Source organism: Micromonospora sp. NPDC047756 (assembly GCF_055587245.1).
The window spans coordinates 35,196-58,986 of the sequence record NZ_JBVJGQ010000006.1 but is presented as its reverse complement, the minus strand read 5'-3'; the positions used below and the strand labels follow the sequence as shown (position 1 = coordinate 58,986).

Annotated in this window: 27 protein-coding genes and 1 pseudogene; 18 read left to right on the top strand and 10 right to left on the bottom strand. The window is 69.8% G+C overall.

Translation table 11 applies throughout. From position 1 onward, the window contains the following. Positions 1–84: 84 nt before the first annotated feature. Positions 85–795, top strand: a complete 711-nt coding sequence (locus tag ACZ6NZ_RS20235) for a carbonic anhydrase (RefSeq protein WP_465859537.1) — start codon at positions 85–87, stop codon at positions 793–795. A gap of 5 nt (positions 796–800) precedes the next feature. Here the strand turns inward: ACZ6NZ_RS20235 and ACZ6NZ_RS20230 are convergent, their stop codons facing one another. Further along, positions 801–1,454 carry a hypothetical protein gene (locus ACZ6NZ_RS20230; RefSeq protein ID WP_465859536.1) on the bottom strand — a complete coding sequence of 218 codons (654 nt, stop codon included), beginning with the start codon at positions 1,452–1,454 and terminating at the stop codon, positions 801–803. A 186-nt stretch (positions 1,455–1,640) separates the two neighbouring features. Between ACZ6NZ_RS20230 and ACZ6NZ_RS20225 the strand changes: the two genes are divergently transcribed. After that, a complete protein-coding gene (locus tag ACZ6NZ_RS20225) occupies positions 1,641–2,828 on the top strand; it encodes a DUF418 domain-containing protein (protein WP_465859535.1) in 1,188 nt (395 codons plus the stop codon). Positions 2,829–2,837: 9 nt separating this feature from the next. Further along, complete coding sequence (locus ACZ6NZ_RS20220) at positions 2,838–3,929, top strand: winged helix DNA-binding domain-containing protein (protein WP_465859534.1); 1,092 nt, start codon at positions 2,838–2,840, stop codon at positions 3,927–3,929. Here ACZ6NZ_RS20220 and ACZ6NZ_RS20215 read toward each other — a convergent pair. The 4 genes from ACZ6NZ_RS20215 to ACZ6NZ_RS20200 all read right to left on the bottom strand — a co-directional run bounded on the left by ACZ6NZ_RS20215 (position 3,926) and on the right by ACZ6NZ_RS20200 (position 6,132). Beyond that, a complete protein-coding gene (locus ACZ6NZ_RS20215) occupies positions 3,926–4,384 on the bottom strand; it encodes a DUF5990 family protein (RefSeq protein WP_465859533.1) in 459 nt (152 codons plus the stop codon). The two genes, ACZ6NZ_RS20220 and ACZ6NZ_RS20215, sit on opposite strands and share 4 nt — an antisense overlap. Before the next feature lie 14 nt (positions 4,385–4,398). After that, positions 4,399–5,049, bottom strand: coding sequence for a TMEM175 family protein (locus ACZ6NZ_RS20210; RefSeq protein WP_465859532.1), 651 nt, complete (start codon positions 5,047–5,049; stop codon positions 4,399–4,401). Between the two features lie 20 nt (positions 5,050–5,069). After that, positions 5,070–5,528 carry an MBL fold metallo-hydrolase gene (locus ACZ6NZ_RS20205; protein ID WP_465859531.1) on the bottom strand — a complete coding sequence of 153 codons (459 nt, stop codon included), beginning with the start codon at positions 5,526–5,528 and terminating at the stop codon, positions 5,070–5,072. A gap of 199 nt (positions 5,529–5,727) precedes the next feature. Continuing rightward, complete coding sequence (locus ACZ6NZ_RS20200) at positions 5,728–6,132, bottom strand: nuclear transport factor 2 family protein (protein ID WP_465859530.1); 405 nt, start codon at positions 6,130–6,132, stop codon at positions 5,728–5,730. Between the two features lie 67 nt (positions 6,133–6,199). On the opposite strand from ACZ6NZ_RS20200, the gene ACZ6NZ_RS20195 reads away from it, so the two are divergent. From ACZ6NZ_RS20195 to ACZ6NZ_RS20175, 5 genes and pseudogenes are all read left to right on the top strand, one after another. Next, positions 6,200–6,736, top strand: coding sequence for a TetR/AcrR family transcriptional regulator (locus ACZ6NZ_RS20195; RefSeq protein WP_465859529.1), 537 nt, complete (start codon positions 6,200–6,202; stop codon positions 6,734–6,736). Positions 6,737–6,845: 109 nt separating this feature from the next. Next, positions 6,846–7,547: a DUF4396 domain-containing protein gene (locus ACZ6NZ_RS20190; protein ID WP_465859528.1), complete on the top strand. Its 702-nt coding sequence runs from the start codon at positions 6,846–6,848 to the stop codon at positions 7,545–7,547. Between the two features lie 176 nt (positions 7,548–7,723). Further along, a complete protein-coding gene (gene rph, locus ACZ6NZ_RS20185; protein ID WP_465859527.1) occupies positions 7,724–10,339 on the top strand; it encodes a rifamycin-inactivating phosphotransferase in 2,616 nt (871 codons plus the stop codon). A gap of 120 nt (positions 10,340–10,459) precedes the next feature. Continuing rightward, positions 10,460–10,666 (top strand): annotated as a pseudogene (locus ACZ6NZ_RS20180) (serine hydrolase); the annotation flags it as partial. A 159-nt stretch (positions 10,667–10,825) separates the two neighbouring features. Next, positions 10,826–11,710: a S41 family peptidase gene (locus tag ACZ6NZ_RS20175; RefSeq protein ID WP_465859526.1), complete on the top strand. Its 885-nt coding sequence runs from the start codon at positions 10,826–10,828 to the stop codon at positions 11,708–11,710. 89 nt (positions 11,711–11,799) lie between these two features. Here the strand turns inward: ACZ6NZ_RS20175 and ACZ6NZ_RS20170 are convergent, their stop codons facing one another. Both ACZ6NZ_RS20170 and ACZ6NZ_RS20165 read right to left on the bottom strand, forming a co-directional pair. Then, positions 11,800–12,804, bottom strand: a complete 1,005-nt coding sequence (locus tag ACZ6NZ_RS20170; protein WP_465859525.1) for a hypothetical protein — start codon at positions 12,802–12,804, stop codon at positions 11,800–11,802. A gap of 185 nt (positions 12,805–12,989) precedes the next feature. Then, positions 12,990–13,322, bottom strand: coding sequence for a hypothetical protein (locus ACZ6NZ_RS20165; RefSeq protein WP_465859524.1), 333 nt, complete (start codon positions 13,320–13,322; stop codon positions 12,990–12,992). A 134-nt stretch (positions 13,323–13,456) separates the two neighbouring features. On the opposite strand from ACZ6NZ_RS20165, the gene ACZ6NZ_RS20160 reads away from it, so the two are divergent. From ACZ6NZ_RS20160 to ACZ6NZ_RS20135, 6 genes are all read left to right on the top strand, one after another. Then, positions 13,457–14,533: a glycoside hydrolase family 43 protein gene (locus tag ACZ6NZ_RS20160; RefSeq protein WP_465859523.1), complete on the top strand. Its 1,077-nt coding sequence runs from the start codon at positions 13,457–13,459 to the stop codon at positions 14,531–14,533. A 110-nt stretch (positions 14,534–14,643) separates the two neighbouring features. Continuing rightward, entirely contained in the window at positions 14,644–15,177 is a 534-nt protein-coding gene (locus tag ACZ6NZ_RS20155; RefSeq protein WP_465859522.1) for an RICIN domain-containing protein, read from the top strand. A gap of 229 nt (positions 15,178–15,406) precedes the next feature. Then, positions 15,407–15,784: a DUF2089 domain-containing protein gene (locus ACZ6NZ_RS20150; RefSeq protein ID WP_357351411.1), complete on the top strand. Its 378-nt coding sequence runs from the start codon at positions 15,407–15,409 to the stop codon at positions 15,782–15,784. Positions 15,785–15,858: 74 nt separating this feature from the next. Further along, positions 15,859–16,041, top strand: a complete 183-nt coding sequence (locus tag ACZ6NZ_RS20145; protein ID WP_465859521.1) for a hypothetical protein — start codon at positions 15,859–15,861, stop codon at positions 16,039–16,041. A 13-nt stretch (positions 16,042–16,054) separates the two neighbouring features. Then, on the top strand, positions 16,055–16,477 hold the full coding sequence (locus ACZ6NZ_RS20140) for an SHOCT-like domain-containing protein (RefSeq protein ID WP_465859520.1): 423 nt from the start codon (positions 16,055–16,057) through the stop codon (positions 16,475–16,477). 259 nt (positions 16,478–16,736) lie between these two features. Next, complete coding sequence (locus ACZ6NZ_RS20135; protein WP_465859519.1) at positions 16,737–17,408, top strand: hypothetical protein; 672 nt, start codon at positions 16,737–16,739, stop codon at positions 17,406–17,408. Here ACZ6NZ_RS20135 and ACZ6NZ_RS20130 read toward each other — a convergent pair. Beyond that, a complete protein-coding gene (locus ACZ6NZ_RS20130) occupies positions 17,358–18,608 on the bottom strand; it encodes a DUF418 domain-containing protein (RefSeq protein WP_465859518.1) in 1,251 nt (416 codons plus the stop codon). The genes ACZ6NZ_RS20135 and ACZ6NZ_RS20130 overlap by 51 nt on opposite strands. On the opposite strand from ACZ6NZ_RS20130, the gene ACZ6NZ_RS20125 reads away from it, so the two are divergent. Together ACZ6NZ_RS20125 and ACZ6NZ_RS20120 are read left to right on the top strand one after the other, a co-directional pair. Next, positions 18,609–19,430, top strand: coding sequence for a TetR/AcrR family transcriptional regulator (locus ACZ6NZ_RS20125; RefSeq protein WP_465859517.1), 822 nt, complete (start codon positions 18,609–18,611; stop codon positions 19,428–19,430). It abuts the gene before it with no gap. A gap of 160 nt (positions 19,431–19,590) precedes the next feature. Then, entirely contained in the window at positions 19,591–19,824 is a 234-nt protein-coding gene (locus tag ACZ6NZ_RS20120) for a hypothetical protein (RefSeq protein WP_465859516.1), read from the top strand. Between the two features lie 33 nt (positions 19,825–19,857). On the opposite strand, the gene ACZ6NZ_RS20115 is transcribed toward ACZ6NZ_RS20120, so the two are convergent. Then, complete coding sequence (locus ACZ6NZ_RS20115) at positions 19,858–20,205, bottom strand: GlsB/YeaQ/YmgE family stress response membrane protein (protein WP_465859515.1); 348 nt, start codon at positions 20,203–20,205, stop codon at positions 19,858–19,860. Between the two features lie 140 nt (positions 20,206–20,345). On the opposite strand from ACZ6NZ_RS20115, the gene ACZ6NZ_RS20110 reads away from it, so the two are divergent. Together ACZ6NZ_RS20110 and ACZ6NZ_RS20105 are read left to right on the top strand one after the other, a co-directional pair. Next, complete coding sequence (locus ACZ6NZ_RS20110) at positions 20,346–20,999, top strand: hypothetical protein (protein ID WP_465859514.1); 654 nt, start codon at positions 20,346–20,348, stop codon at positions 20,997–20,999. Between the two features lie 4 nt (positions 21,000–21,003). Continuing rightward, a complete protein-coding gene (locus ACZ6NZ_RS20105) occupies positions 21,004–22,242 on the top strand; it encodes a DUF6357 family protein (protein WP_465859513.1) in 1,239 nt (412 codons plus the stop codon). Between the two features lie 213 nt (positions 22,243–22,455). On the opposite strand, the gene ACZ6NZ_RS20100 is transcribed toward ACZ6NZ_RS20105, so the two are convergent. Further along, positions 22,456–23,778: a TolB family protein gene (locus tag ACZ6NZ_RS20100; RefSeq protein ID WP_465859512.1), complete on the bottom strand. Its 1,323-nt coding sequence runs from the start codon at positions 23,776–23,778 to the stop codon at positions 22,456–22,458. Positions 23,779–23,791: the final 13 nt, after the last annotated feature.

Sequence of the window (23,791 nt, the reverse complement as noted above, 5' to 3'; positions counted from 1 at the left end):
CCCACCGGTCACCGCACGGTAACCACCAATGTGGACGGGAGCTGGTAGGAAGAGGCGAGTTTGCCTCACCTCAGGGAGATGACCGTGGCACGTTCGCACCTGTCCCGCCGTTCGCTGCTGACCGCCGGTGGCGTCGCCGCCGTGGCGCTCGGCGCGGCCGCAGCCAGCCCGTCCACCGCCTCCGCCGCCCCGGCCGACAGCCCGATCGACACGCCGGCGGAGGCGCTGCGTCGGCTCCAGGCCGGCAACCGGCGCTTCACCTCCGGCCACGGCCGGCACCCGCACCAGAGCCTGTCCGACCTGCACCGGCTCGCCGCCGGCCAGCACCCGTTCGCCATCACCGTCGGCTGCGCGGACTCCCGGGTGGCCCCCGAGGTGCTCTTCGACCAGGGGTTGGGTGACCTGTTCGACAACCGGGTGGCCGGCAACATCGTCGACGACCTGCTGCTCGGCAGCGTCGAGTTCGCCGTGGAGGAGTTCGGCAGCCTGCTGATCGTCGTCCTCGGTCACGAACGTTGCGGCGCGATCACCGCCACCATCGACGCCATCCACACCGGCGGTACGGCGCCCGGGCACATCGGCACCATCGTGGACGCCCTGCGCCCGGTCGTCGAGCCGGTGCTGGACCAGCCCGGCGACCCCGTGGAGAACGGGGTGCGCGCCAACATCGCCGCCCAGGTGCGGGCGCTCAGCGCACGCAGCACGATCATCGCCGAGAAGGTGCACGAGGGCGCGCTGCGAGTGGTGGGCGCCCGCTACGACCTGGACAACGGGCGGGTTTCCCTGGTGGCGTGAGGCCGTCACCCGATCCGGGGCGACCCGGACGGCGACGCTGGTCGGTCATCAACTGCCGCCGACCAGCGCCGCCGGTCGCGTCGAGGCGGACGGGTACGGCGGTAGTAGGACCATCCGGCCAGCGGCAACGCGATCGTCCAGGCCAGCAGGAACGGGAGACCGATCAGGACGCCGGTCGGGGTGAAGATGTCCTGCGCGCCGGGCTCTCTCAGATCCGCCGTGAACTGCCAGGGCAGGGTCGCCGAGTAGCCGATCATCAGGGCGGATCCCAGCACCGTCGGCGTCAGCGGCAACCACTGTGGCACCCGACGTCCGCGCAGCCACGGCACCCACCGGGGGAAGACCACACCCCAGTCCTTGATGAGCCCCAGCGCCAGTACGCCGCCGAGCCCGGCGAGGACGCACAGCAGGCCCAGGTAGAACGCGCCGGCCGGCAGGCCCAGGAATCCGTCGACGGGGTGGTCGCCCACCCCGGGCCCGCGACCGTGGTACCACTCGCGGAACGGACCGGGGTGGGCGAACAGCGGAATTCCGAGGATCCATGGCACGTGCAGCGGGATGAACCCCAGCACGGGGGCCATCCACGCCACGTGCCCGGCTCGGCGGGCCCAGGGCGGTGGCGGGGCGGGCAGGGCGCTCGTGTGTGGTGTTCGGGTCACGGCGTCGTCTCCTTCGGTGGCGGGCGTCGGCACATCCGAGATCACCGTCGCCGGATGGGGCGGCGAGCGGATCGCCGCGCGGAGGGACTCGTCTCCCCCGCCGTAGGGACGGCGTCTTTTCGTCACGGCGGCGCGTGTGACGAAAGCACTGTCCGGCAGCGGGTCGCGCTCCGGAGGCTGGACACCATGAATGTGACCCGGCTCGACCGACCGGGCGACGGCAACCCACAGCCCTCGCCCGGGGACATCCGCGCCCGCATCACCGTCGTGGACGCGCTGCGCGGATGCGCGCTGCTGCTCATCCTGCTGGTGAACATCGCGTTCTTCAGCTCCGGCTACGACTTCCACCTGGTCGACGACCCGACGCACGGCGCGGTGGACGTGCTGGTCGCCGGCGCGGTGGAGCTGTTCTTCGCGATGAAGGCCTACCTGCTGTTCGCCTTCCTGTTCGGTTACAGCTTCACCCTGCAACTGGACTCCGCGGCTCGACGCGGAACGGCGTTCCGCCCGGCGTTCCTGCGCCGGCTCTCCGGGTTGTTCGTTCTCGGCGTGCTGCACGCGGTGCTGCTGTTCCACGGCGACATCCTCACCACGTACGCGCTGCTCGGTCTCGTGCTGCTCGCGGTCCGGCGGATCGAGCCCCGTACCGCGCTGATCGTGGCGGCGACCATCATCGGCGGCATCGCCGTGGTGGTCGGGGTCGCCGCGGTCCTCGGCGCGACCCTGGTTCCGGACGAGGCGGCCGCGCTCACCGCCGGCGCGCGGTCCACGCTGGCTCTGGGCGGCGGCTTCGACGACGTTGTCCTGGAGCACCTTCGGTCGATGCCGGCGATGCTCGGCGGCCTCGCCGTGCAGGGCCCGCTGGCGTTCGCGGCGTTCCTCGTCGGCCTTGCCGCCGGCAAGCACCGGTTCCTCGCCACCGTGCCCGCCCACCAGGACCTGCTGCGCCGGTGCGAGAAGGTGGGGTACCCGGTCGGTCTGGCCGGCGCCGTCGTGTTCGCGGTCGGTGGGTCTACGGCGAACCTCACCGGACTGATGGTCAGCATCGTCACCGCGCCGTTCCTGGCCGCCGCCTACGCCGCGACCCTGCTGCGCCTGTTCACCCGGCGGCCCCGCCTCGCGGACGCGTTCGCGCCCGCCGGGCGGATGGCACTGACCAACTACCTGGCCCAGTCGCTGGTGTGCGTGCTCGTCTTCACCGGCGTCGGGTGGGGCCTGGTCGGCCGCACCTCGCCGGCCCAGACACTGCTGATCGCACTGGTGATCTTCGCGGGACAGCTGGTGGTCAGCTCGTGGTGGCTGCGACGGTTCCGGTACGGCCCCGTCGAATGGGCGCTGCGCGCCTGGACCCACCGGGCGCGCCGACCCAACTAGGGTCCTGACATGGTCGATCGCCACCAGGTGTTGAACTTCCGGGTCCGGGCCCAGCAACTCGACCGCGACGAGGGCACGCTCGCCGACACAGCGGTCCTGGACCTCGGGGTGCAGAACACCGGTCCCGACGGCGCGAGGTGGGCGCTGGCGGTACGCGGGGTCGACGTGACCGCGGTGTCCGACACCGACCTGGTCCTGCTGTGGACGGTGCGGGGCGCTCCCCACCTGTACCGCCGGGCCGACGTTGCGAAGGTGGCCGCGGCGGTCGAACCCTTCTCCGAGGCCGACGCGGGCAAGCGCGTCTACGACGCCGCGAAACCGTTGAGGGCCGCCGGCATCGACACCCTCGCGGCCCTGGACGAGGTCGCCGACCGGATGCGTGCCATCGTCAGCACGCCGACGGTCAAGGGGGACGTCTCCGGTCGCCTGGCCGCCCTGCTGCCCGAGCCCTATCTGCGGTTCTGCCGGGCGTGCGACGCCACGCACCTCTACGAGATGCCGTTCCGGCTCGCCGCGGTGCGGGCCGGAGTGGAGTTGCAGCTCGACACCTCACCCCCGGTCCTGCGGCGCATCACCGGGTTCCGGAAGGCAGCCGCCGCGGGTGACCGTTTCGACCTCATCCGCGCCTACCTTCGCCTGCTCGGTCCGGCCACTCCGAAACAGGTCGCCGACTACCTCGACTCCTCCGTGAAGGACGTGAAGGCGCACTGGCCCGCCGATGTGATCGAGGTGACGGTCGACCGCGAGGTGCGCTCATTACTGGCTGCCGATCAGGAGGCGCTGGAGTCCGCCGACGGCACCGTCACCCGACTACTCGGCCCGTACGACCTGTTCCTTCAGGCCAAGGACCGGGCAACGCTGGTGCCGGACGCCGCCCACGCCAAGGAGCTGTGGCCGGTGTTGGGTCGCCCCGGCGCCGTCCTGGTCGACGGCGAACTGGTGGGCACCTGGCGGCCCCGCAAGTCCGGCAGGACGTTCACCGTCGCCGTCCAGCCGTGGCAGCGGTTGTCGGAGGCCACGCGTCAGGCCATCACCGCGCAGGCCGAACGCCTCGCCGCGTACCGCTCCGTCTCCCTCAGTGGCGTCGACTTCGGTGGTTAGGCGCCGGCTACTCGTTCCAGAGTCCACGAGACGGCGGGCGGGTGCACCCGAGCGCAGACGGGTTCACCGGCGGCGTCGGTCAACCCGACCCGGCCGACCAGCGTTGCGTCGCCCTCGTGGGCGGCGCGCAACAGCTCGGTCGGCACGTCGGTGAACATCAGCTTCGCTCGGCGGAACATGGCGAAGCCGTCCGGGGTCACCGCGCCCCAGCTCAGATAGAGAAACCGCGCCCCGGGGCGGCCGTGCACCCAGGGGCCACCGACGTCGAGCGCACCGTCGACCTCGCGGCTGGACACCTCGAAGGACCAGGTGGCGCTGGCCGCGTCGGCCGGCACCTGGTCAACCACCTCGGCCTTGCGCTGCACCCCGACGTGTACGTTGCCCCGCCGCAGCGCGTCGGCCTCCGCACCGGGACGCCGACCTGGCAGATCGCTGCCGTCGATCCGGATCCGCATGGCACCGACTCTAGTTAGCCGGCCGGCTGCCCGGTGGTGTCGTTCTCGCCGTACTCGCCCCGGATGGGCAGGTAGTAGGCGGGCAGGAACCCGGCGATGATGGCGACGCCAGCGATCGGCACGAACGCGCCGACGAGGATGCCGGAGCCGATCCAGACCAGGGCGAGCGCGAAGCGGCGACCGATGGCCCGGGCACCGACGGGACCGAGGCCGGAGTCCAGCAGTGTGGCGCGGCGAAGGTGCGCCCACACGATGTTGAAGAGAGCCGCTGCCGTCCACAGGGTGCCGCCGTAGACGACCACCGACGCGCGCAGCCCCTGCTCCGCGCGCAACGCCTCGGCGAGCAGGGACGTGGAGAACGGCAGGAACGCGATGACCATCAGGAGCAACGTGTTGAGGAACAGCACCCCTCGGTCGACGTGCCGGACGCGGTCGAACATGACGTGGTGATTCACCCACACCTGCCCGATGAGCAGGAAGCTCAACGCGTAGGCCAGGTACGACGGCCACAGCGCACCGAGCCCGTGCACGAGGCGCCCGAAGTCGTCGGGCGGTTGGATCTCCAGCACGAGGAGCGTCACGGCGATCGCGAAGACACCGTCGCTGAAGGCCAGCAACCGGCCCGGGCTACGGGTGAGCCGTGGACTTTCCCTTTTGGGGGGCACGCCCAGAATTATGCAATAGGTCAGCTTTCGGGAGATGCGGCGCTGGCAGCTGTCCTGCTCAGGTAGGTCTCGGCCAACTGGCGAAGGCGCGTGCGGTCGAAGCTGTCCCCGTGCCCGGGGTGGACGACGGACACGTCGAGGTCGACGAGGACCTGCATGCTTCGCCGGTACGCGGCCACGTCGGAGTTCGGCAGATTGTCGATCAGGGCACCCTCGTAGATGATGTCGCCCGAGTACAGCGTTCCGGTGTGTTCCTCCAGCAGGGCGATGCTCCCGGGCGTGTGGCCGGGAAGGTGCAGCACGGTCAGCACCCGGCCGCCCAGGTCGATCCGGTCGCCGTCGTCGAGCAGACGGCGCAGGGTCATCGATGCGACGCGGTAGGCGGCCGGGTCGTAGTCGGGATCGGGCAGAACATCGATCATGAGATCCGGGATCTCTTCTCCGGCGCCGTCGATGCCCAGCTTGTCGAAGAGTTCCACCCCGTAGAGGCTGGCCGGTACGCCCGCTGCCAGGATCTCCGCCTCGGCCGTCCCGATCGTTGCCCCGCAACCACCAGAAGTTCGCCGACAACAGTTCGTTGACGTGCGGTTCCGAGACCCGGACGACGTCGCCGTCCACCTCGGCCCGCGTGTACCAGTCGACCATGACCGAGAGTGTGCCAGCGCGGAGATGCCTCTTCTATCCCTGACCAACGGCCTGGGCGATGGCGAGGGTGTGCTGATACTCGCGCCAGTGGGCCAGTTTGCCGCCCCGGGTCCGCAGCACCCCGATGAACGGCGCCGAGGCGGTCAGCCCGGTCGCCGTGTGGGTGCCGACCAGTTCGTATTCGACCACGATCACCTCGGGGTCAGCGGTCTCGTGCAGGACCACGTTGCGGCAGTCGTCGAACCGGACCGGGAACATCGCGCGACCGGCCCGCGTGTGTTCGAGGACCCGCTGCCTGCCTTCGATACGGGTCGGGCTGCCGGGGACGGCAAACGGCGTCTCGAGCACCACGTCGTCGGCGAGCGAGTCGGCCTCGTAGGTGGGCAGGTTCGCGAGCCACCGGGCGCGCATGCTGTCGAAGATCTCGCTTGGTGTCACGTCGTCCTCCTGGATAATGAGTCATGACTCGACTTGTCCGTTCAAGAATAATGAGTGGAGACTCACTTTGATAGAGGGGACATCCCTGCGTGCTGACGCGCAGCGCAACCGGGCGCGCATCCTCGACGCCGCCGAGGCGATCTTCGCCGAGTTCGGCACCCGCGCGTCCACCGAGGAGGTGGCCCGCCGGGCCGGCGTCGCCATCGGTACGGTCTTTCGGCACTTCCCCACCAAGGACGACCTGCTCGCCGCGATCATGAAGCGGCTGCTCGCGCAACTCGTCGAGGAGGCCGGAAAGCATGACCTCTTCACGTTCTTCACCCACCTGGTGGCGCAGGCCGCCGCGAAGAAGACGGTGGTCGACCTGCTCGCCGGGTCCGGGGTGGACATCCGGCTTGCCGACGCGGTGAGTCACCTGGAGGAGGCGGTGGGCAGCCTGCTGGAGCAGGCGCGGGCTGCCGGAGCCGTCGCCGACTCGGTACGGCTACCCGAGACGATGGCGCTGCTCACCAGCCTGTGCCAGGGCGCTCTGCATGGTGGGTGGGACCAGCAGTTGCAAGCCCGCACGCTCAGTGTCGTCTTCGCCGGCCTGGAGCACGACTGACCGCAGCGGACGGGGCCGGCCCGCTCCGGCCCGAGGCCGGGAACGCCCGAACCGCCGATCCGGACGAGTACGACATGAAAGACTCGCCCGGCTGGCGGAAGGGGCGGGGATGCAACCAACCTGGCTCGTGGCGCTCTCCTGGGCTTCGCTCGCGGTCGGCGTCGTCAGCTTCGCGGTCGTGCTGTCCGACACCTATCTGCGCGGGCACCGTCAGCCGGTCCGGGTCATGGAGATCGTCTGGCTGGTGACCGTCCTCTACATCGGCCCGGCCGCCGTCCGCCTCTACTGGAACTGGGGCAGGCCCGAGGCGTTCACCCGTCGCCGGCAGGAGGGGCAACCGCGACGGCCCCGCCGGGGCATCGTCGTCACCCACGTGTCCCGCTGCGGGGCGCACTGCGCCCTCGGGTTCATCGTCGCCGAGGTCGCCCTGTACGCGGTGAGATTCGACCCGGCCGAGGACCCGCTGTGGGTCGGCTACGGCGGCGACTACCTGATGGCGGTGACGATCGCCGTGCTCTTCCGGTACTTCGCCGGGCCGGGTCGCAGCCTCGGCAAGGTCTGGCACGCGCTGTCGAAGGTCGGCAGGATCGAGCTGCTGACCATAACCGCGTTCGAGGTGGCGCTGTTCGCGTGGTTGACACTCGCGCATCGGGTGGTCCTGCCGGAGCCACCCCTGCGGCCCGACAGCGCCACGTTCTGGTTCGCCGGTCAGCTCGGGCTAATCGCTGGCTTCATCGCGGCCTGGCCCACCGCCTCCTGGCAGCTCGGCCGAGGGCTGGACGTCGAGCCGCGCCGACTCCCCCACGACTGAGCGCCGGTCCCGCTCGGCCGACCCGCCACAGACAAACGGCAAGGAGATCACTCTCCCTGCCACCTCTAACGTATATCGCACCTGGGGGCTTGCCGCAAGACCCCGGTCGTGGCGCAGAATCAGCGGCCGGACCAGCACAAACGAGGTAACGGGGGCGCGACGTGGGTGTGTTGTCGATGGACGGGGACCGCAGCGACCGGGCACCACTGTTGGACCTGCGAGAGGTCGACGAGACGCAGGTGTCGGTGGTCGGCGGCAAGGCCGCGCACCTGGGCGCGCTGTCCCGGATCGACGGCGTCCGGGTACCGGCAGGCTTCTGCGTGACGACGGCGGCCTTCCGGAGGGTCATGGCGCAGACGCCGTCGATCGACGATCGGCTCGATCAGCTGTCGCGGTTGAGCCCGGACGACCGGGAGGCCATCGGCACGCTCAGCGCGAAGATCCGCCGCAGCGTCGAGGAGACACCGGTTCCGAGCGACCTGGCCGCGGCGATCACCGGCACGCTCGCCCGGTTCGGCGAGCAGGCCGCCTACGCCGTGCGGTCCAGCGCGACGGCGGAGGACACACCCACCGCGTCCTTCGCCGGCCAGCAGGACACCTACCTGAACGTGGTGGGGCCGGAGGCGGTCCTGCGGCACGTCAGCCGGTGCTGGGCGTCACTGTTCACCGAGCGGGCCGTCATCTACCGCCTGCGCAACGGCATCGACCACCGCACCGTTCAGATGGCTGTCGTCGTACAGCGGATGGTTCTTCCGGATGCCTCCGGCATCCTGTTCACGGCGGACCCGGTGACGGGCAACCGGAAGGTCGCGACGGTGGACGCCAGCTTCGGCCTCGGCGAGGCCCTGGTGTCCGGTCTGGTGAACCCGGACGTCTTCACGGTACGAGACGGTGAGGTGGTCGCCAGCACGGTCGCCGCGAAGGAGCGTGCCGTCGCCGCGCTGCCCGGCGGCGGAACGCGGGAGGTGGCGATCGACCCCCAGCGGCGGGAGCAGCCGGCGCTGACGCAGGCTCAGGCGCTGCGGCTGGTACGGCTCGGGCGACGGATCGAGGCGCACTTCGGCCGCCCGCAGGACATCGAGTGGTGCCTGGTCGACGACGACTTCCAGATCGTGCAGAGCCGGCCGATCACCACGCTGTTCCCCGTGCCCCCGGTCGGTGACCAGGAGAACCACGTCTACCTGTCGGTCGGTCACCAGCAGATGATGACCGATGCCATGCGGCCGTTGGGGCTCTCGATGTGGCGGTTGACGGCGATGGCGCCGATGCTGGAGGCCGGCGGGAGGTTGTTCGTCGACGCGACCCGGTTGCTGGCCTCCCCCGCCAGCCGCGCCGGCTTCCTGAAAATGGCGGGGCGCGACGATCCGCTGATGCGCGACGCGTTGGAGACTCTGCTCGACCGCCGGGACTTCGTTGCGACGCTGCCGGACCAGGCCGGTCCGGTTGGACCGACGACCGGCGGCCCGTCCACCTCGGGCGAGGCCGACCCGGCGATCGTGACCGAGCTGACCGAGCGCAGCGCGGCGTCCATCGCCGCCCTGCGACGCGACATCGCGACGGTGACCGGTACGGCGCTGTTCGACTTCCTGGATGAGGCGTTCCAGGAGCACAAGCGGGTCCTGAGTGATCCGTTGAACATGCGGGCGATCATGGCGGGCATGGAGGCCACCTGGTGGCTCAACGACCGGCTGCACGAGTGGCTGGGCGAGAAGAACGCCGCGGACACCCTCACCCTCTCCGCCCCCGGCAACGTCACGTCGGAGATGGGGCTGGCGCTGCTCGACGTCGCCGACGTGATCCGTCCGCACCCGGAGGTGGTGGCGTTCCTGCACGGTGTCGAGGACGGCGACTTCCTCGACGAGCTGCCGAAGGTCGAGGGCGGGGCCGAGGCGCGCGCCGCCATCGAGGCATACCTCGACCGGTACGGGATGCGCTGCGTCGGCGAGATCGACATCACCAGGCCACGGTGGAGCGAACGCCCCGCCACGCTCGTGCCCGTACTCCTCGACAACGTCCGGCTCTTCGAGCCGGGCGCGGCCCGGCGGCGCTTCGAACAGGGCCAACAGCAGGCGCGGCAGCGGGCACAGGAGGTGTTGACACGCCTGCGGGCGTTGCCGGACGGGCAGCAGAAGGCCGACGAGACCGCGCGGATGATCGACCGGGTGCGGGCCTTCATCGGCTACCGGGAGTACCCGAAGTACGACATCGTCAGCCGCTACTTCCTCTACAAGCAGGCACTGCTGGCGGAGGCCGAGCGGCTGGCGCACGCCGGGGTGCTCGCCGAGCCCGACGACGTCTTCTACCTCACGTTCCACGAGTTCCACGAGGTGGTCCGCACACATCGGGTGGACGCCGAGCTGATCCGGCAGCGTCGCGACGAGTTCCGGGCACACCAGGCGCTCACCCCGCCCCGGGTGCTGACCTCCGACGGTGAGGTCATCACCGGGGCGTACCGGCGCGACGACCTGCCGGCGGGCGCCCTGGCCGGTGTGCCGGTGTCCGCCGGGACTGTCGAGGGACGTGCCCGCGTCCTCCTGGACATGGCGCACGCCGACCTCGAAGCGGGTGACATCCTCGTCACGGCCCACACGGACCCGAGCTGGACGCCGCTGTTCGTCGGCATCGCCGGCCTGGTCACGGAGGTCGGCGGGTTGATGACGCACGGCGCGGTGATCGCGAGGGAGTATGGCCTGCCGGCCGTCGTCAGCGTGCTCGACGCCACCCGGCTGATTCGCGACGGGCAGCGGATCCGCGTGCACGGCAGTGCCGGGTACGTCGAGATCCTGCCCTGACCGGCGGCACCCGCAGGAGGAATGACATGGCGGTCCTGGTCCGGCATGTGGCGACAGTAATGGCCACGGTGGCGACAGTGCTGTCGCTGGCGGGGTGCAGCGGCGGCGACAACCGCGCTGGTCCGCGCCGGGGTGCCGGCCGGCTGGGTGGTCGGGGACAAGACCGGGACCGGCGGGTACGGCACCCGCAACGACATAGCGGTGATCTGGCCGCCCGACCGGGCCCCGATCGTGCTGGCGGTGCTGTCCAGTCGTGACATGAAGGACGCCACCCCCGACGACGCGCTCATCGCCCAGGCCACCCGGGTGGTCGTCGCCCAGCTGTGATCGCGAGGGCGCACCACCGCCGGTACACCGTGCTCCAGCTCTGGGTCCTCGTGCCGCTCTCGCTCGTCGTCCTTTCCGTGCGCGACGCACTCGCGCGGCGCAGGGCGAGAGTGACAACTCCCTCGTCATCAGGCGGTTCGCGGCCTACCCTGACCTGCCGTGCCCTCACACGAACAGATCATCGGACAGGCCCTGGATCGGATCGGGGCAGGCTACGTCTTTCCCGAGAAGGTCGCCGACATCGACGCCGCGATCCGGCGTCGTCTCGCGGCCGGCGAGTACCACGGCCTGGACGGGCCGGCGCTCTGCGAGACGGTCACCGCACACCTTCAGCAGGTGTGCCCGGACAAGCATCTGCGGCTGTTGTGGTCGGACCAGCCACAGTCGCTTGATCCAGCCGACGAGGACGGCGGGCGGGCGGCGTTCCTCGCGCTGCTCAGGGCGGAGAACCAGGGCATCCGCCGGGTCGAGCACCTGGACGGCAACGTCGGGTTCATCGACGTGCGGCGCATCGCGTACGCCGACGAGGGCGCTGCCGCGATCGGCGCGGCCCTGCAACTGGTCGCCCTCAGCTCCGCGCTCATCCTGGACCTACGTGCCTGTTCCGGCGGAGCACCGGAGGGAGCCGCGATGTGGTGCAGCTACTTCTTCCGCGACGACCAGGTGCACCTCAATGACTTCTACGAGCGGTCCACCGGCGCGACCCGCCAGTTCTGGACGTCCGCGCACCTTCCCGCGCCGCGCTACGTCGACCGCCCGGTGTACGTGCTGACCAGCGCGACGACGTTCTCCGGGGGCGAGGACGTGGCGTACACCCTTCGGGCGCACGGCCGGGCCGTCGTCGTCGGTGAGACGACACGCGGCGGCGCGCATCCCACAGCCCGCCACCCCGTCACCGCGCACATCCTCGTGACGGTGCCGACCGCCCGCACCATCAACAGCGTCACCGGCACCAACTGGGAAGGCGTCGGAGTGGTCCCCGACGTGCCGGTCCCGGCAGACCAGGCACTCGACACCGCGCTCAAGGCCATCGCAGGCGCATAGGCGCGGCTGCCGTTCGCGCGAACCGTGGGGACGTCGTCGCCGCAGTTTCGTGGTCCCGGCCGGCCGCACGCCGGCCGGGACCACTCCTGTCAGGCAGTCGCCATTCCTCGGGTGGCCAGCTCGCTGAGGGACGCGACGCCGTTGTCGCCGAGCACCTTGCGAGCCACGGCCGGCTCGTTCAGCTCGAACACCTCGACGAGGAGGGTCGGCGATCCGGACCGGCGGCGGATCCCGTCGATCTCCTGCCGGTCGGGGTTGAACGGCAGCGCCGGCCACTGGTCCGCGGTCGCCTGCCAGTCGGACGAGATGGCCGCGACCAGGCCGTCGAGCAGGGTCGCATAGTCCTCCGGGCTGATCGCCCGACCCAGCCCGTACCGCTCACGCAGGGCGAGGATCCCGGGCGGGGCCTTCTCTCCGGAGTAGCTGTTGTTGAGCCCGAGCCACCAGTGGGCGAAGTAGGTGCCCTGGTAGCCCTGGGCCAGGTAGCGCGACCCGTCGCGGTGCACCTCGATGATGAAGTTGTGCACCTGCGGGAACTGGCAGTCGAGCAGCAGGACGGTAGCGTCGCTGGCGGGCGTGGCGAGGAGCGCCTTTCTGAGCGCTTCGCCGCCGCCAGCCCCGTAGGTGTCGTGCGACAGTCGGGCCGGCTTGCCGCCCGCGGTGCGCAACTGCTCGCGAATCTGGAACGCCGCCATTCCGCAGTTGGCCCACCTGCGGCTCTCGTCGCGCAACGCGATCTGCGGGTCGCCGGTCCTGCCCGTACTTCCCACCGCCGCGTTGAGCTTCATCAGGTCGACCCCGTCAGTGGCCTGGTCACGACGCCGCTGAGCGCTGTCGGTGGCACGCGCGGCATCGCGCTGCGCGTAGCCGATCGCCGCGGTGACGGCCTCGGCCCAGGTACCGAAGCTCTGATCGGGCTTCAACGCGCTCTCCGACCAGTTGATCAGCGCACCGACCACCTCCCCCCGAAGGTCGGCGGGCAGGAGCGGTTCGATCCTGGCCAGGATGTCGCCGCACGCCTTTTCGTCGGTCTCCAGGTTGGGAATCTGACCGTTCGGTGGGTAGGCGTCCTTCTCCTCCGCGATGATCAGCATCCGAGCCTCCACTGTCCATTGTGTACCGGCTGCCCCCACGGCGAGCCGGTCTCCAGATTGGACCCTGCGTGAGCGGGCGAACACGTAACGTCGGACTTCCGTCCCGGATCGGGGCGCGCAGCGCGCGGTCGGCGACACGCTGTCGGAGGAGTGACCGGGGAGCCCGTCGCCGCGGCCCGTCGCCGCTACCGGGCGGCCTTGCCAGAGAGGGATCGCGGGTACCGGAAGGCGCCGAGCAGGGCGGTGACGAAGCCCGCCACCAGCAGGATCCTCACCACGTGGAACACCACCGCGTCGCCCGTGGAATCCGGCGGGAAGACGTCCTTGACGAGCATGCCGCCGCCCAACCCCAGCCCCAGGCAGACATGCATCGCGGCCCGCAGGCGTGGCAGGGGCTGCGGGCGACCGAAGATCCGGGGCGCGGCCACGCCTCCGCGGCTCCGGACGAGCAGCACGGCGGCAATGGCCAGGTTGGCCGCGGCGCACACGACGGCCAGGACCACGACCACGGTTTCCATGAGGCCAGACGCTAGCGCACCGATGCCCGCGAGCGTCGAGACCGGCTGGCGGAAACACTGTGGCGCGGCACCCTTTGCCCTAATCTATGACTGTCGATCGTTACCCGCCAGCTCCATTCGAGGAGAGGTATCCGATGGTGAACGTCGATAGCCGAACCCTTCCGCAATCCCTCTCCATCCTGCTGACCGTTGTGCTCGCGGCCGGCCTGTCCCTGGTCGGCGTCGCACCGGCGGCGGCCGGGCAGACCGGCCTGCGCGCCGCCGACCCGAGCGTGATCCGCGTCGGCGGCACCTACATTTCCGTACAGTCGGTCAACGGCGGGATCGCCGTGCGGCAGGCGGCCTCCCCCGACGCGCTGGCCGCCGCGTCCGCCCGGCAGGTCTGGACGGACAGCCGCGACCTCGGTGAGGTCTGGGCCCCGGAGATCGTCACCGATGGCGGGCGCTACTACATCTACTTCTCGGCCGGACGCGGCGCCGCCCACCGCATGTACGCGATCCACTCGGCGTCGCCGGCCAGCGGCTACACGGCCGAACGGCAGCTCGCGCTGCCCGACGGCAGGTGGGCCATCGACGGCAGCCTGTTCACCTTCAACGGGCAGCGGTGGTTCGTCTGGTCCGGTTGGGCCGGGGACACCAACATCGAGCAGAACATCTACCTCAGCCGGATGAGCGACCCGCTCACCCCGACCGGCGGCCGGTACGTCATCTCCCAGCCACGCGAGAGCTGGGAGCGCGTCGTCGGCAACCCGTTCATCAACGAGTCCCCCGAGGCGATCCGGGACCCCAACGGGCAGTTGCACATCGTCTACTCGGCCAACGGCAGTTGGAGCGACCAGTACTGCCTCGCCGACCTGCGGCTGCGCGCCGGCGGCGACCCGACGTACGTGTGGGACTGGTACAAGTCGAACGGCTGCCTGTTCGGCTCCAACCGGGCCACCATGATGGCCGGCTGGGACCCCACCCTGCATGTGAACGGGCCTGGTCACCACAGCTTCGTGCTGCTCAACGGCGACATCGCGACGAGCCCATCCGCCGGGCCGAGGTTCCCGCTGATGTACCACGGGGTGCCCAAGGGCACCGCGTACTCCTGGGCGAACCGCTACTGGTACACCGGCACCTTCTGCTGGTGGGGCAACACCACCTACCGCCGCGCCAATGTGCCCGGCCCAACGGCCGACACCGGGTTCAGCATCAAGTTCTTCGAGTGATCCGGACGCGTGGCCTGGCCCTTCACTGGCCAATCGGGGCCGATTGGTGGGCGTCGATGGTGATCGTCTAGCCTTGGCGTCTATCCACTGTGGATGACGGAAGGCTCTACATGAAGCGCAAGACGATGACCGGCCTCATGGCGGTGCTCACCATGATCGCTGCGATGCTGGTCGGCACCGGCAGCCCGGCGGCGGCCGCCTCCTCGGGCCCGTGGGTGATCCAGCCCTACACGAACGACTACTGCCTGTCGCCGGAGGCCTTCTCGTCCTCGCTCAACATCGTGGTCGACCAGCACCTCTGCGAGGGCGGGCCGAGCCGTAACTGGACCTTCACCACGACCAGCTCGGGCTACTACCGCATCTCGTTCAACAACGGGGGACGGTGCATGGCCGTCCGCGGTGCCGTGACCACCGAACGGGCGAAGATCGCCACGCAGGTGTGCGGCGACGCCCGCCTCAACGACCAGTGGCTGCCGATCAAGCTCTTCACCTCGGGGGGTGCCGACTACTACCAGCTCAAGAACCGGGGCACCAACAAGTGCATGGCGGTGGAGGGCAACTCGAGGTTGAACGGCGCCGACATGATGCAGTTCACCTGCTACACGACGTCGGAGAACCAGGCCTTCACCTGGGACCTCTGGTAAGAATCGCTCTTCGACCGCGGCGGGGCCCCTCCGGGTCCCGCCGCGGTTCCGTTTTCGGGGTCGAAGTCGAGAGATCGACCAGGGTCCGTGACGTCGGGGCGTCCTCGGAGTCGGGATACCCCGACGTCCGTGAAGGCGAGTGGATCGCGGGCGGCCCAAGGCCCGCGATCTTAATAAAATTAAGATCGACTTCTTGAAAGTTGATTATCCTTGGGTTGGTACTTCAGTTATGACAGAGCAGGCGATGGACTGGCAGGAACTCACCAGCCTGACCCGGGGGCAGCCGTTCGTCGTCGAGCGGGTGCGCCTGGCGAGCAACGGCGTGGCGATCGAAGGCGAGTTCGGGTTACCGCAACTGGCTCAGCTCAACGTCGAGGACCAGGTCTTCGTGACGGCGTTCGTGCGCTGCCACGGCTCGATCAAGGAGATGGAACGCATCTTCGGGGTGAGCTACCCGACGATCAAGTCACGGCTCAACCGGATCACGCAGATGCTCGACTTCGTCGAGACCGACCCGGCACCGTCACGGGCCGACATCATCGACAGGCTGCGTCGCGGTGAGATCACCGCACAGCAGGCGTTGGCCGAACTGGACGGCCGGTCGTGATGCCGCAGTTGGTGACCGTCAAGGTCGACCGTCCTGATCGTCGGCCTGTCCGGTTCTGGGTTCCGGTGCTCCCCGTGACCCTCGTACTCCTGCCGGTCGTGGTCCTGGTCGTCCTCGCGGCGATCGTGGCCTGCCTCGTGTTCCGCATCCGTGTGGTGCGGGCTCTCGGCACCGGTTGGCGCGTCATCTCCGCGCTGCCCGGCGCCCGCTTCGACATCGAGCAGGGCCGCACGGCCGTGCTCGTGGCCATCAGATAGGAGAGGTTCGCATATGACCGAACAACGCAAGGACATCCTCGACATGCTTGCCGCTGGCAAGATCACCGCGGATGAGGCGGAGCAGCTCATCGCCGCCCTCGAACGGGCCCAGGCACCGGCGGCCGCAGATCACGACGCCCGGCCGAAGGGCACGGTGAAGTACCTGCGGGTGATGGTGGACGCCACCGACAACCTCGAACCGTCACGGGTCAACGTGCGGGTGCCTCTGCAACTGCTGCGGGCCGGCGTACGGCTGGCGGCCCTGGTGCCGCCACAGGCCCTGGTCAAGGCCAACGCCTCGCTCAGCGAGTCGGGGGTGCCGATCGACCTGACCCAACTGAAGCCCGAGCAGTTGGAGGCGCTCGTGGAGCACCTCGACGACGTGACGGTGGAGGTGGACTCCCCCGATGCCACCGTGCGCGTCTTCTGCGAGTAGGCGCCGTCTGACGAAGACGGCCCCTCGAGAGGGTGCTGGAACACCCTCCCGAGGCTGCGCCCGCCGCAGCAGAGCACAGGTGAACTGCCAACCTGAAGTCTAGCCACGCCGGCACATCAGCGGAGGGACCACCCGGACGGGTGGTCCCTCCGCTGCGTCCCGCCGAACGGCTCGCATGTCGGCAATCCGTCGTTGTCGCGGCGTCGGGCAACTCCGTAGCGTCGCGACTACGAATCGATGCCCAGCGGAAGGACCCCTCGTGTCCGAACTCGTCGCTCCGCAGCTCGTCGTGAACAGCAGGATGATCTACTTCGGGTGGCTGCCGGCCGACCCCGGCGCGGTGGCCGCCCTGGTGCCCGACGGCCTCACGCCGGCACCGAACCACCAGGTCTTCATGAACCAGTACGTCGTCGACGACGCTGGGCAGACCTCCGGCTTCGGCGCGTACTCCCTGACGTACCTCGGACCGGATCTTTCCGGGGTCGACGCCCCCGACGGTGTCACGCCCGGTCGCTGGTGGACCCACTACGTCAATTCCAGCCCGACCGTCCGGGCCTACGCCGCCGCCCGCGGCGTGCCGGCGACCCCGGGCACCACCACCATCGAGGTACGCGGACATCGGCTGATCGCCACCACCGAGGCGGACGGTGTACCCGTGATCAGGACGACAGCCCGCGTCGGGCGCACCGGCGACGCCGTCAACCGGGGTCAACTGCGCTACCTCACCCGGCTCGACGGCAGGCTGCACAGCGGCAACTACCCGTTCGTGGCGAAGCCGGTCGACCCGTTCGCTGTCGAGTCGCTGGAGTTCCTCGAACCCGACCACCCCGTGTACGCGCTGCGCCCGGCCGACCCGCTGACAGTCGTCTGGGGTTTCTACTCACCGCACGCGTCGTTCGCCTACCCGGGCGGCGAGTCGGTGCTCGACTGACGGGACGCCGGCCTCTGCCGCCCGTCCGTTCGTCACCCGCCGTAGCGCCCACTCGGCCGGCCCGTACCGGTGATGGCGCAGCCACCACGCGCTCACCGCGAGCTGCGCCGCGAAAATCAGCAATGCCAGTCCGGTCGTCCCCGCCGGCGACACGCTCCCGGCCAGACCGAGCCCGATCCCGCTGAAGATGAGCAGCCCCAGCAACGACTGCCCCAGATAGTTGGTGAGCGCGATCCGCCCCGCCGGTGCCAGGGCCGACCGCACGAACCCGAACCGCGGGCTGTGCATCATCCGCAGCAGCGTGGCCACGTACGCGGCTGTCAGCAGCGGCGCGGTCGCCGCACTCACACCCACGGCCAGTGACTCGCCGTTGCCGCCGCCGAGCGCGTACGCGAGGCCGCCCGCGATACCCACGGGGAAGCCGATGAGCTGGATCCGCCGCAGCACCGGCTCGTGACCGCTGACGCCGGCGAGGAGCCGCCGTCGGCCGGCAACCATGCCGAGCAGGAACATCGCCAGCGCCGTCGGCCCCTGGAACGTCGCGGACTGAAGCACCAGCAGGGGGAGCCCGGAGAGGTGGTGACCGATGACGTCGCCCCATCCGCCGAGCATCGCGGCGGTCGCCTTCTCGGCGTTGGCCAGTGCCTCGGCTCGGGTGGGCAGGAACGTTGAGGAGTTCACGAAGAGCCCGCTGGCCAGCAGGCTCAGCAGCACGAGCCCGTAGAGCACGCCGGCGACGCGCAGCGCCGTGCGGTCGCGGACCCGGCGCATCGCGAGCAGGACCAGGCAGACCACCGCGTACGTCATCAGGATGTCGCCGCCGTACAGAAGCGCGGTGTGCAGGGCGCCGAGGACGAAGAGGCCAGCGGTCCGGCGCAGCATCCGCGGCGCGAACGCGGCGCCCGCGCGCCCCGCCGCGTCCATCTGCAGGGTGAAGCTGTATCCGAACAGGAACGAGAAGAGGATGTAGAACTTCATGTCGACGAACACCGCGGACAGGAACCGCGCCGCGTCGTCGAGGACCGACGAGAACGCCGGGTCCGTGATCAGGTTGCCCGGGTAACCGGAGGCCATGAAGGTGATGTTCACGACGAAGATCCCGAGCAGCGCGAAGCCGCGCAGCGCGTCGAGGTCGTGGAGGCGTTGCCCGGCGCACGGCCGGCTCGTCGTGGCGCCCATCGCGCCCGCTGACACGTCCATATGCTTCTTCTCCCCGTCCGGCCCGACGACAGCCTTAATATACAGGAGATACTATCCATGGGACACAATGCGCCGTCAATGGCCGACGACGTGCCCGCCGACCTGGCGCGGCTCTGGCGACTGCCGACGTCCGCACGCCGCGGCCGGCCCGCCGAACTCGACGTCGAGCGGGTCGTCGTCGCAGCGGTGGACCTGGCGGACCACCAGGGGCTGGACGGGGTGACCCTGCAGAAGGTCGCGCAGACTCTCGGCTTCACCAAAATGTCGTTGTATCGGCACGTGGGGTCGAAGGAGGAACTCGTCGAACTGATGACCGACCACGCCACCGGGCCCGTCCCCCGGCTGGACGCGAGCGTCTGGCGTGACGGCGTGCATCGCTGGGCGGAGGCGATCCGCGCCCGGTACGCCGAACACCCGTGGCTCGTGGAGGTGCCGATCGCCGGCCCACCCCGCGGGCCGAATGCCGTCGGCTGGATGGACGCGTTCCTGCGGGTCCTGCACGACACCGGCCTGGATCCGAGGACGAAGGCAGGCGTCCTCGTCGTCGTCAGCGGTTACGTGCGCAACGCGATCCTGCAGGGCCGGCAGATGGCGGCGGGCCGCAGCGGCACCGGGCTCAGTCAGGCCGACGTCGAGCAGAACTACGGGCGCGCCCTCGCCGCGCTCGTGCACCCGGAGCGATTCCCCGAGGCCGCGCCGCTGTTCGCGGCGGGCGCGTTCGAGAGCGAACCGGGCGAGGACCCGGAGGACCAGGATTTCACCTTCGGCCTCAACCTGATCCTCGACGGCGTCGAGGCCGCCATCGCGCGGCGCACGCCCTGAAGCGCATCACGCGGGGGCGGGCACTCCAGGACCTCGATCGAGTTCCCGGCGAACAGCTGAAAGAGCGCGAGGAATCTGCCCATCCGCGCATCGCAATGGCGGCCTGGTCAGGCCGCCGCGGTCCGCGCACGGGTTGCCCGCCGCTTGCACCGTCGTTGTGGTGAACGGCCTGTGGCTTGTCGGCGCGGGCCTCAACTACGCGCCACTGTCCCTGTACGCGATCGCACTGACGCGGCCGGGCGCCCTCGACGCCGAGCTGGCCGGCGTCGACATCAGCGGGGACCTGCGCCGGTACACGGTGCTTCAGCTCTGGGTCTTCGTGCCACTGTCGCTGGTGGCCTTCGCCATCCGTGACGCGTTCACCGGGCGTAGGACGCGGCCGACCTCCCCCTGACCGCCCGAGCGGGCGGCGGGCACGACCCGGCGGTCAGGACTCGCGCTTGGCCTTGGTGCGACGGGTCCGCCGGCGCGGGGTGTCGTCGCCGCCGGCCAGCCGGGTGAAGGTGAGCATGTTCGCCAGCGCCACGGCGACGACCGCGAGGCCGACCTGGATCGCGAGCACGACCCAGTCCCAGCGCAGCACCCACACCTGCACGTTGGCTTCGTCGTCGATGTCGAGCGCCCTGGCGACCACTGTGCCCAGCACCGCCGAACCGACGCCGATGACGAACGTGGCGAAGACACCGATCCGCTGCCGCCCCGGCAGGATGAGTCGTCCGAGCAGGCCGACGAGGGCGCCGATGAGCACCGCGCCGAGATAACCAAATACCAGCATTGCTGTCTCTCCCCTCCAGCAGTGCCGAGATACATGCCCGGATCTCACGTTGCCGGAAACCCCGCCCCGATCAGGGCCGTAGGCATGTCACCCCGACCCACTACGCTGGCGGAACTTTCACCCCTGAACGAAGGAAACTCATGGCTCGCCCCTACAAGCCCGGCCCGAAGCAGTTCGTCTTCGCTGGCGGTGACGGCAACGATCAACACGTCTCGGTGGGCGACCCGCAGGAGGCGTACGTGGCGTTCTCCGCGTTCTTCCGGGGCCGAGAGTCCGACACGTACACCATCACCGACGAACCGGCGAAGCAGCGTCTGGTGCTCATGCCCAGCCTGGGGGTGATCTCCCGGATCACGGAGGCGGACCACCAACGGTCGGAACACCTCCGGGTCGACCGGCCCAACCGCTACCTGCCGAGCGCGATGCTGTTCTTCGAGCGCGGATTTGCCGGCCTCGACCACTTCGGCCAGTGGCTTCCCGATCTCGCCGACCTCGACGCGTCACCGGAGGCTCGGGGTGCCGCCCGCGCCGCCACCATCACGACGGAGGCAGCGGCGATCGACGAGGTGGGCCGGATCTGGGCGGATTCCGGCTACGTCGACCCGACCGACAGCTACTACATCTTCTTCGACTCGCAGGACATCGACGACGACCGGGCCGACCGAGCCGAACTGCTCCAGTTGATCGAGTTCCTCGGCCTCGAACGGGTCGACGCCCCGGCCGAGGCCGCCGGGGGCGAAGTCTGGGTGCGCGCCGACCCACGCCTCGACGCCCAATGCGAACAGTGGTCGTGACGGGATGAAAGACATCGTCTTCACACGGCACAGCGGCTGGATCCCGACCGTGATCCGCGAGGCCGATGAGCTGAAGCTGATGCTCGGCGCCGGGGCCGACGCCAACCACGAGCCCCGCACGTTCACGATCCCGATCACCGAAGCCCATCTCGCGGTGATCCGGGAAGACCTGGCCCGGCACCTGCTGCTGTGGAGTGCGGTCCTACCGCTGTGCCATGCAGCGGGGACCCGGGGCCAACTCGACCAGGACGCCGCCGTCGCACTCCTGAACCCGATCCTGCTCGCCCCGCCCGCAGACGTCGACGCGCTGTTTCGGCGCATCCCCTGGGACCAGAGCCGGCTCGTCGCCCACGGTGCCACCATCCGTCTCCTGGAGCGCGGTCAGGTCTGCGAGGCGATGCGCACGGCGACGGAGGCGGCGAACGAGAAGCGTGCCCAGGAGCATCACGCGGTCCGCCGCCGTGCCGAGCGGGGGATGGTCCTCGGGCCACTCGACGCGCAGATCCTGCGCTACACCGGCCAGTACCTGCACGGCGCGACGATTCCGCGGCGCAACCCCGATGCCGTCGACCCCGCGCTGCTGCCCCAGGTCATGCGGGTGATCGCCGCCGCCGAGCAGGCGTGCGCCGGGATGCGGATCGGTCTCGACCCACGACGGGGACACCGGGCCACAGACAAGCGCGACTGGAAGCGGATGGAGGCGACCGTCGACGCGGCCGTGCGCCGCGCGTACCCGGAACTGGTTGATGACGCGGTGCGGACGGTGACCTTCCTGATGTGCTCGGAGGCCGCGGGCCGCGCCAGGAGCGCGCCGCCGGAGGACGACGACTCTGGTGCGGGTGCGACGAAGGCGGCCCTGACCTTCACCGACGACAAGGGCGGCGAGAAGAAGTGGCTACGGGACGGCCCGCGCAGCGCCTCCGCCGAGTTCTGGGAGTTCGTCGCCGACCGCTCGGCCGGCGACAACGAGGTGTTCACCATCGAGGACGAGGAGATGGGCGAGGGGATCCAGCTGCAGTTCTACTCGGACTGCATCGCCCGGATCACGACCGTGCGACAGGGTGAAGCCGGGGCAGACCCGGAGTACCGGGTCGAGTACAGCCTGGTCGACGGGATGGTTGGCTACCGGCACCTGGTGAGCCTTTTCGTCAGCGGCGGTTGCGCCGCACTCGACCAGCACAGTCCCTGGATGTCAGATGCCGCCGAGTTCGAACGCGCGCGTCGTCAGCGCAAAGCCGGGTAGCCCCAGGGCCCCCGAGGCACATCACGAAACCTGGTGTGCACCGTGATCGCTATTCAATCGAAGAACCCCCGCCAGCTCTCCCTTGCCAAGGAATTTCGATCTTGTGGGAGGGCGATCCTTCACAGCACGCAGAGGGTGCGTCGGGCATGCCACCGACCGGGACCGCACGGTCGGCAGTGACCGTCGTGGTCCGAGGCAGCGAGCTCTTGTTGGTCAGCAGTTGCGCAGGCAGCGCACGAAGAGGTGTTCGTGACCGTCGCCCGGGTCGACCCCCAGGTCGGTCGCGCTGGACCTGAAGACGATCCGGCTGCCGTTGGCAGAGGTGACTCCGTCGAAGCTCTCACCGTTGCCGGTCGCCCCGGCGGCGGTGGTGCTGCTCACCGCCGTCGTCCGACCGGTGTTGAGGTCCCGCACGAAGACGTCGCTGCCGACGCCGTTGCCGTCGCGGGGAACGAGGTCAGAGGCGGAGGAGTAGAAGGACACGTAACGACCGCCGGCCGCCAGTCGACCGGACGTGCTGTAGTTGTTGCCCGCGCCCGCGCTTCCGCGGCTGGCGCTCACCAGCACTGTGGCGTCGGCGATCAGGTCGCGGACGTAGACGTCGCCGGCCTCGTTGGTGTCCGCCAGCACGTACGGCTCGTACGACTCCCATGACACCTTGGTGCCGTCCCTACTGATGCTCGGGCTCGATCCACTGCGGAATTCGCCCTCGGTGGCCGGCAGGTTGGCCCGGACCGTCTCGCCGGATGACAGGTCGTGAACGAAGACGCCAGCGTTCGTGCCGCCATCGCCGACCCAGTCGCCGTACCCGCTGAACGCCACCCGCCGCCCGCTGCCCGAGATGACGACCTGGAACGCCGAGAGGTTCGTGCCGCCGTCGGCCTGCAGGCTGACCCGTGTGGTCCTGCCGAGCTGCGAGTCGTGGACGTACGCCACCTGCCCGTAGAGCCGGAGGCCCTGGTCGTCCAGGTCGCCGGTGAACGAGGTGACGATGAACGCGGCGTAACGGCCGTTGTCGGAGATGGTGGCACTGCTGCTGATGCCCCGAATCTGCCGCCCACCCGCGAACTCGCTGGCCCGACTGGTCAACAGGGTCTGGCGGTCGTGCACGAAGACGTCGACTTCGTTGTTGGTGTCGCCGGGCACAAGGTTCGACGCGTACGACGTGAAGGCCACGTACCGGCCGTTACCGGAAATCGCTGCGGTGTAATCGGCCCCGTTGTTGGCCGGCTGCCCGTCCAGGCCACCGCTGACCAGGGTGGTGGTGCCGGTCTCCGTGTCGCGGACGAAAATGTCCGTGTTCTCGTTCGTGTCCCCAGGGACGAGGTTGTCCGAGGTGGAGGCGAAGGCGACGTACCTGCCGTCGTCGGAGATGTCCGAGCCGCCGACCCCGCCGTTGCCGGGGGTGCCATCGGTTGCCGCATCGACCAGGGCGATCGCACCCGGCTCGGCCGCGACAGCGGGCACCGGCATCAGAAGCAGGGCGGACACGCCGGTGACCGCCACCAGGGCACGGACCGATCGAAGGGTACGCATGGCCGCAGAGCCT

Coding starts and splice junctions, on each gene's coding strand:
- ACZ6NZ_RS20225 (WP_465859535.1), top strand. CDS start 1,641: ATGAATGTGACCCGGCTCGACCGACCGGGCGACGGCAACCCACAGCCC.
- ACZ6NZ_RS20220 (WP_465859534.1), top strand. CDS start 2,838: ATGGTCGATCGCCACCAGGTGTTGAACTTCCGGGTCCGGGCCCAGCAA.
- ACZ6NZ_RS20215 (WP_465859533.1), bottom strand. CDS start 4,384: ATGCGGATCCGGATCGACGGCAGCGATCTGCCAGGTCGGCGTCCCGGT.
- ACZ6NZ_RS20190 (WP_465859528.1), top strand. CDS start 6,846: ATGCAACCAACCTGGCTCGTGGCGCTCTCCTGGGCTTCGCTCGCGGTC.
- rph (WP_465859527.1), top strand. CDS start 7,724: ATGGACGGGGACCGCAGCGACCGGGCACCACTGTTGGACCTGCGAGAG.
- ACZ6NZ_RS20170 (WP_465859525.1), bottom strand. CDS start 12,804: ATGCTGATCATCGCGGAGGAGAAGGACGCCTACCCACCGAACGGTCAG.
- ACZ6NZ_RS20165 (WP_465859524.1), bottom strand. CDS start 13,322: ATGGAAACCGTGGTCGTGGTCCTGGCCGTCGTGTGCGCCGCGGCCAAC.
- ACZ6NZ_RS20160 (WP_465859523.1), top strand. CDS start 13,457: ATGGTGAACGTCGATAGCCGAACCCTTCCGCAATCCCTCTCCATCCTG.
- ACZ6NZ_RS20155 (WP_465859522.1), top strand. CDS start 14,644: ATGAAGCGCAAGACGATGACCGGCCTCATGGCGGTGCTCACCATGATC.
- ACZ6NZ_RS20150 (WP_357351411.1), top strand. CDS start 15,407: ATGACAGAGCAGGCGATGGACTGGCAGGAACTCACCAGCCTGACCCGG.
- ACZ6NZ_RS20140 (WP_465859520.1), top strand. CDS start 16,055: ATGACCGAACAACGCAAGGACATCCTCGACATGCTTGCCGCTGGCAAG.
- ACZ6NZ_RS20130 (WP_465859518.1), bottom strand. CDS start 18,608: ATGGACGTGTCAGCGGGCGCGATGGGCGCCACGACGAGCCGGCCGTGC.
- ACZ6NZ_RS20125 (WP_465859517.1), top strand. CDS start 18,609: ATGCTTCTTCTCCCCGTCCGGCCCGACGACAGCCTTAATATACAGGAG.
- ACZ6NZ_RS20115 (WP_465859515.1), bottom strand. CDS start 20,205: ATGCTGGTATTTGGTTATCTCGGCGCGGTGCTCATCGGCGCCCTCGTC.
- ACZ6NZ_RS20110 (WP_465859514.1), top strand. CDS start 20,346: ATGGCTCGCCCCTACAAGCCCGGCCCGAAGCAGTTCGTCTTCGCTGGC.
- ACZ6NZ_RS20105 (WP_465859513.1), top strand. CDS start 21,004: ATGAAAGACATCGTCTTCACACGGCACAGCGGCTGGATCCCGACCGTG.
- ACZ6NZ_RS20100 (WP_465859512.1), bottom strand. CDS start 23,778: ATGCGTACCCTTCGATCGGTCCGTGCCCTGGTGGCGGTCACCGGCGTG.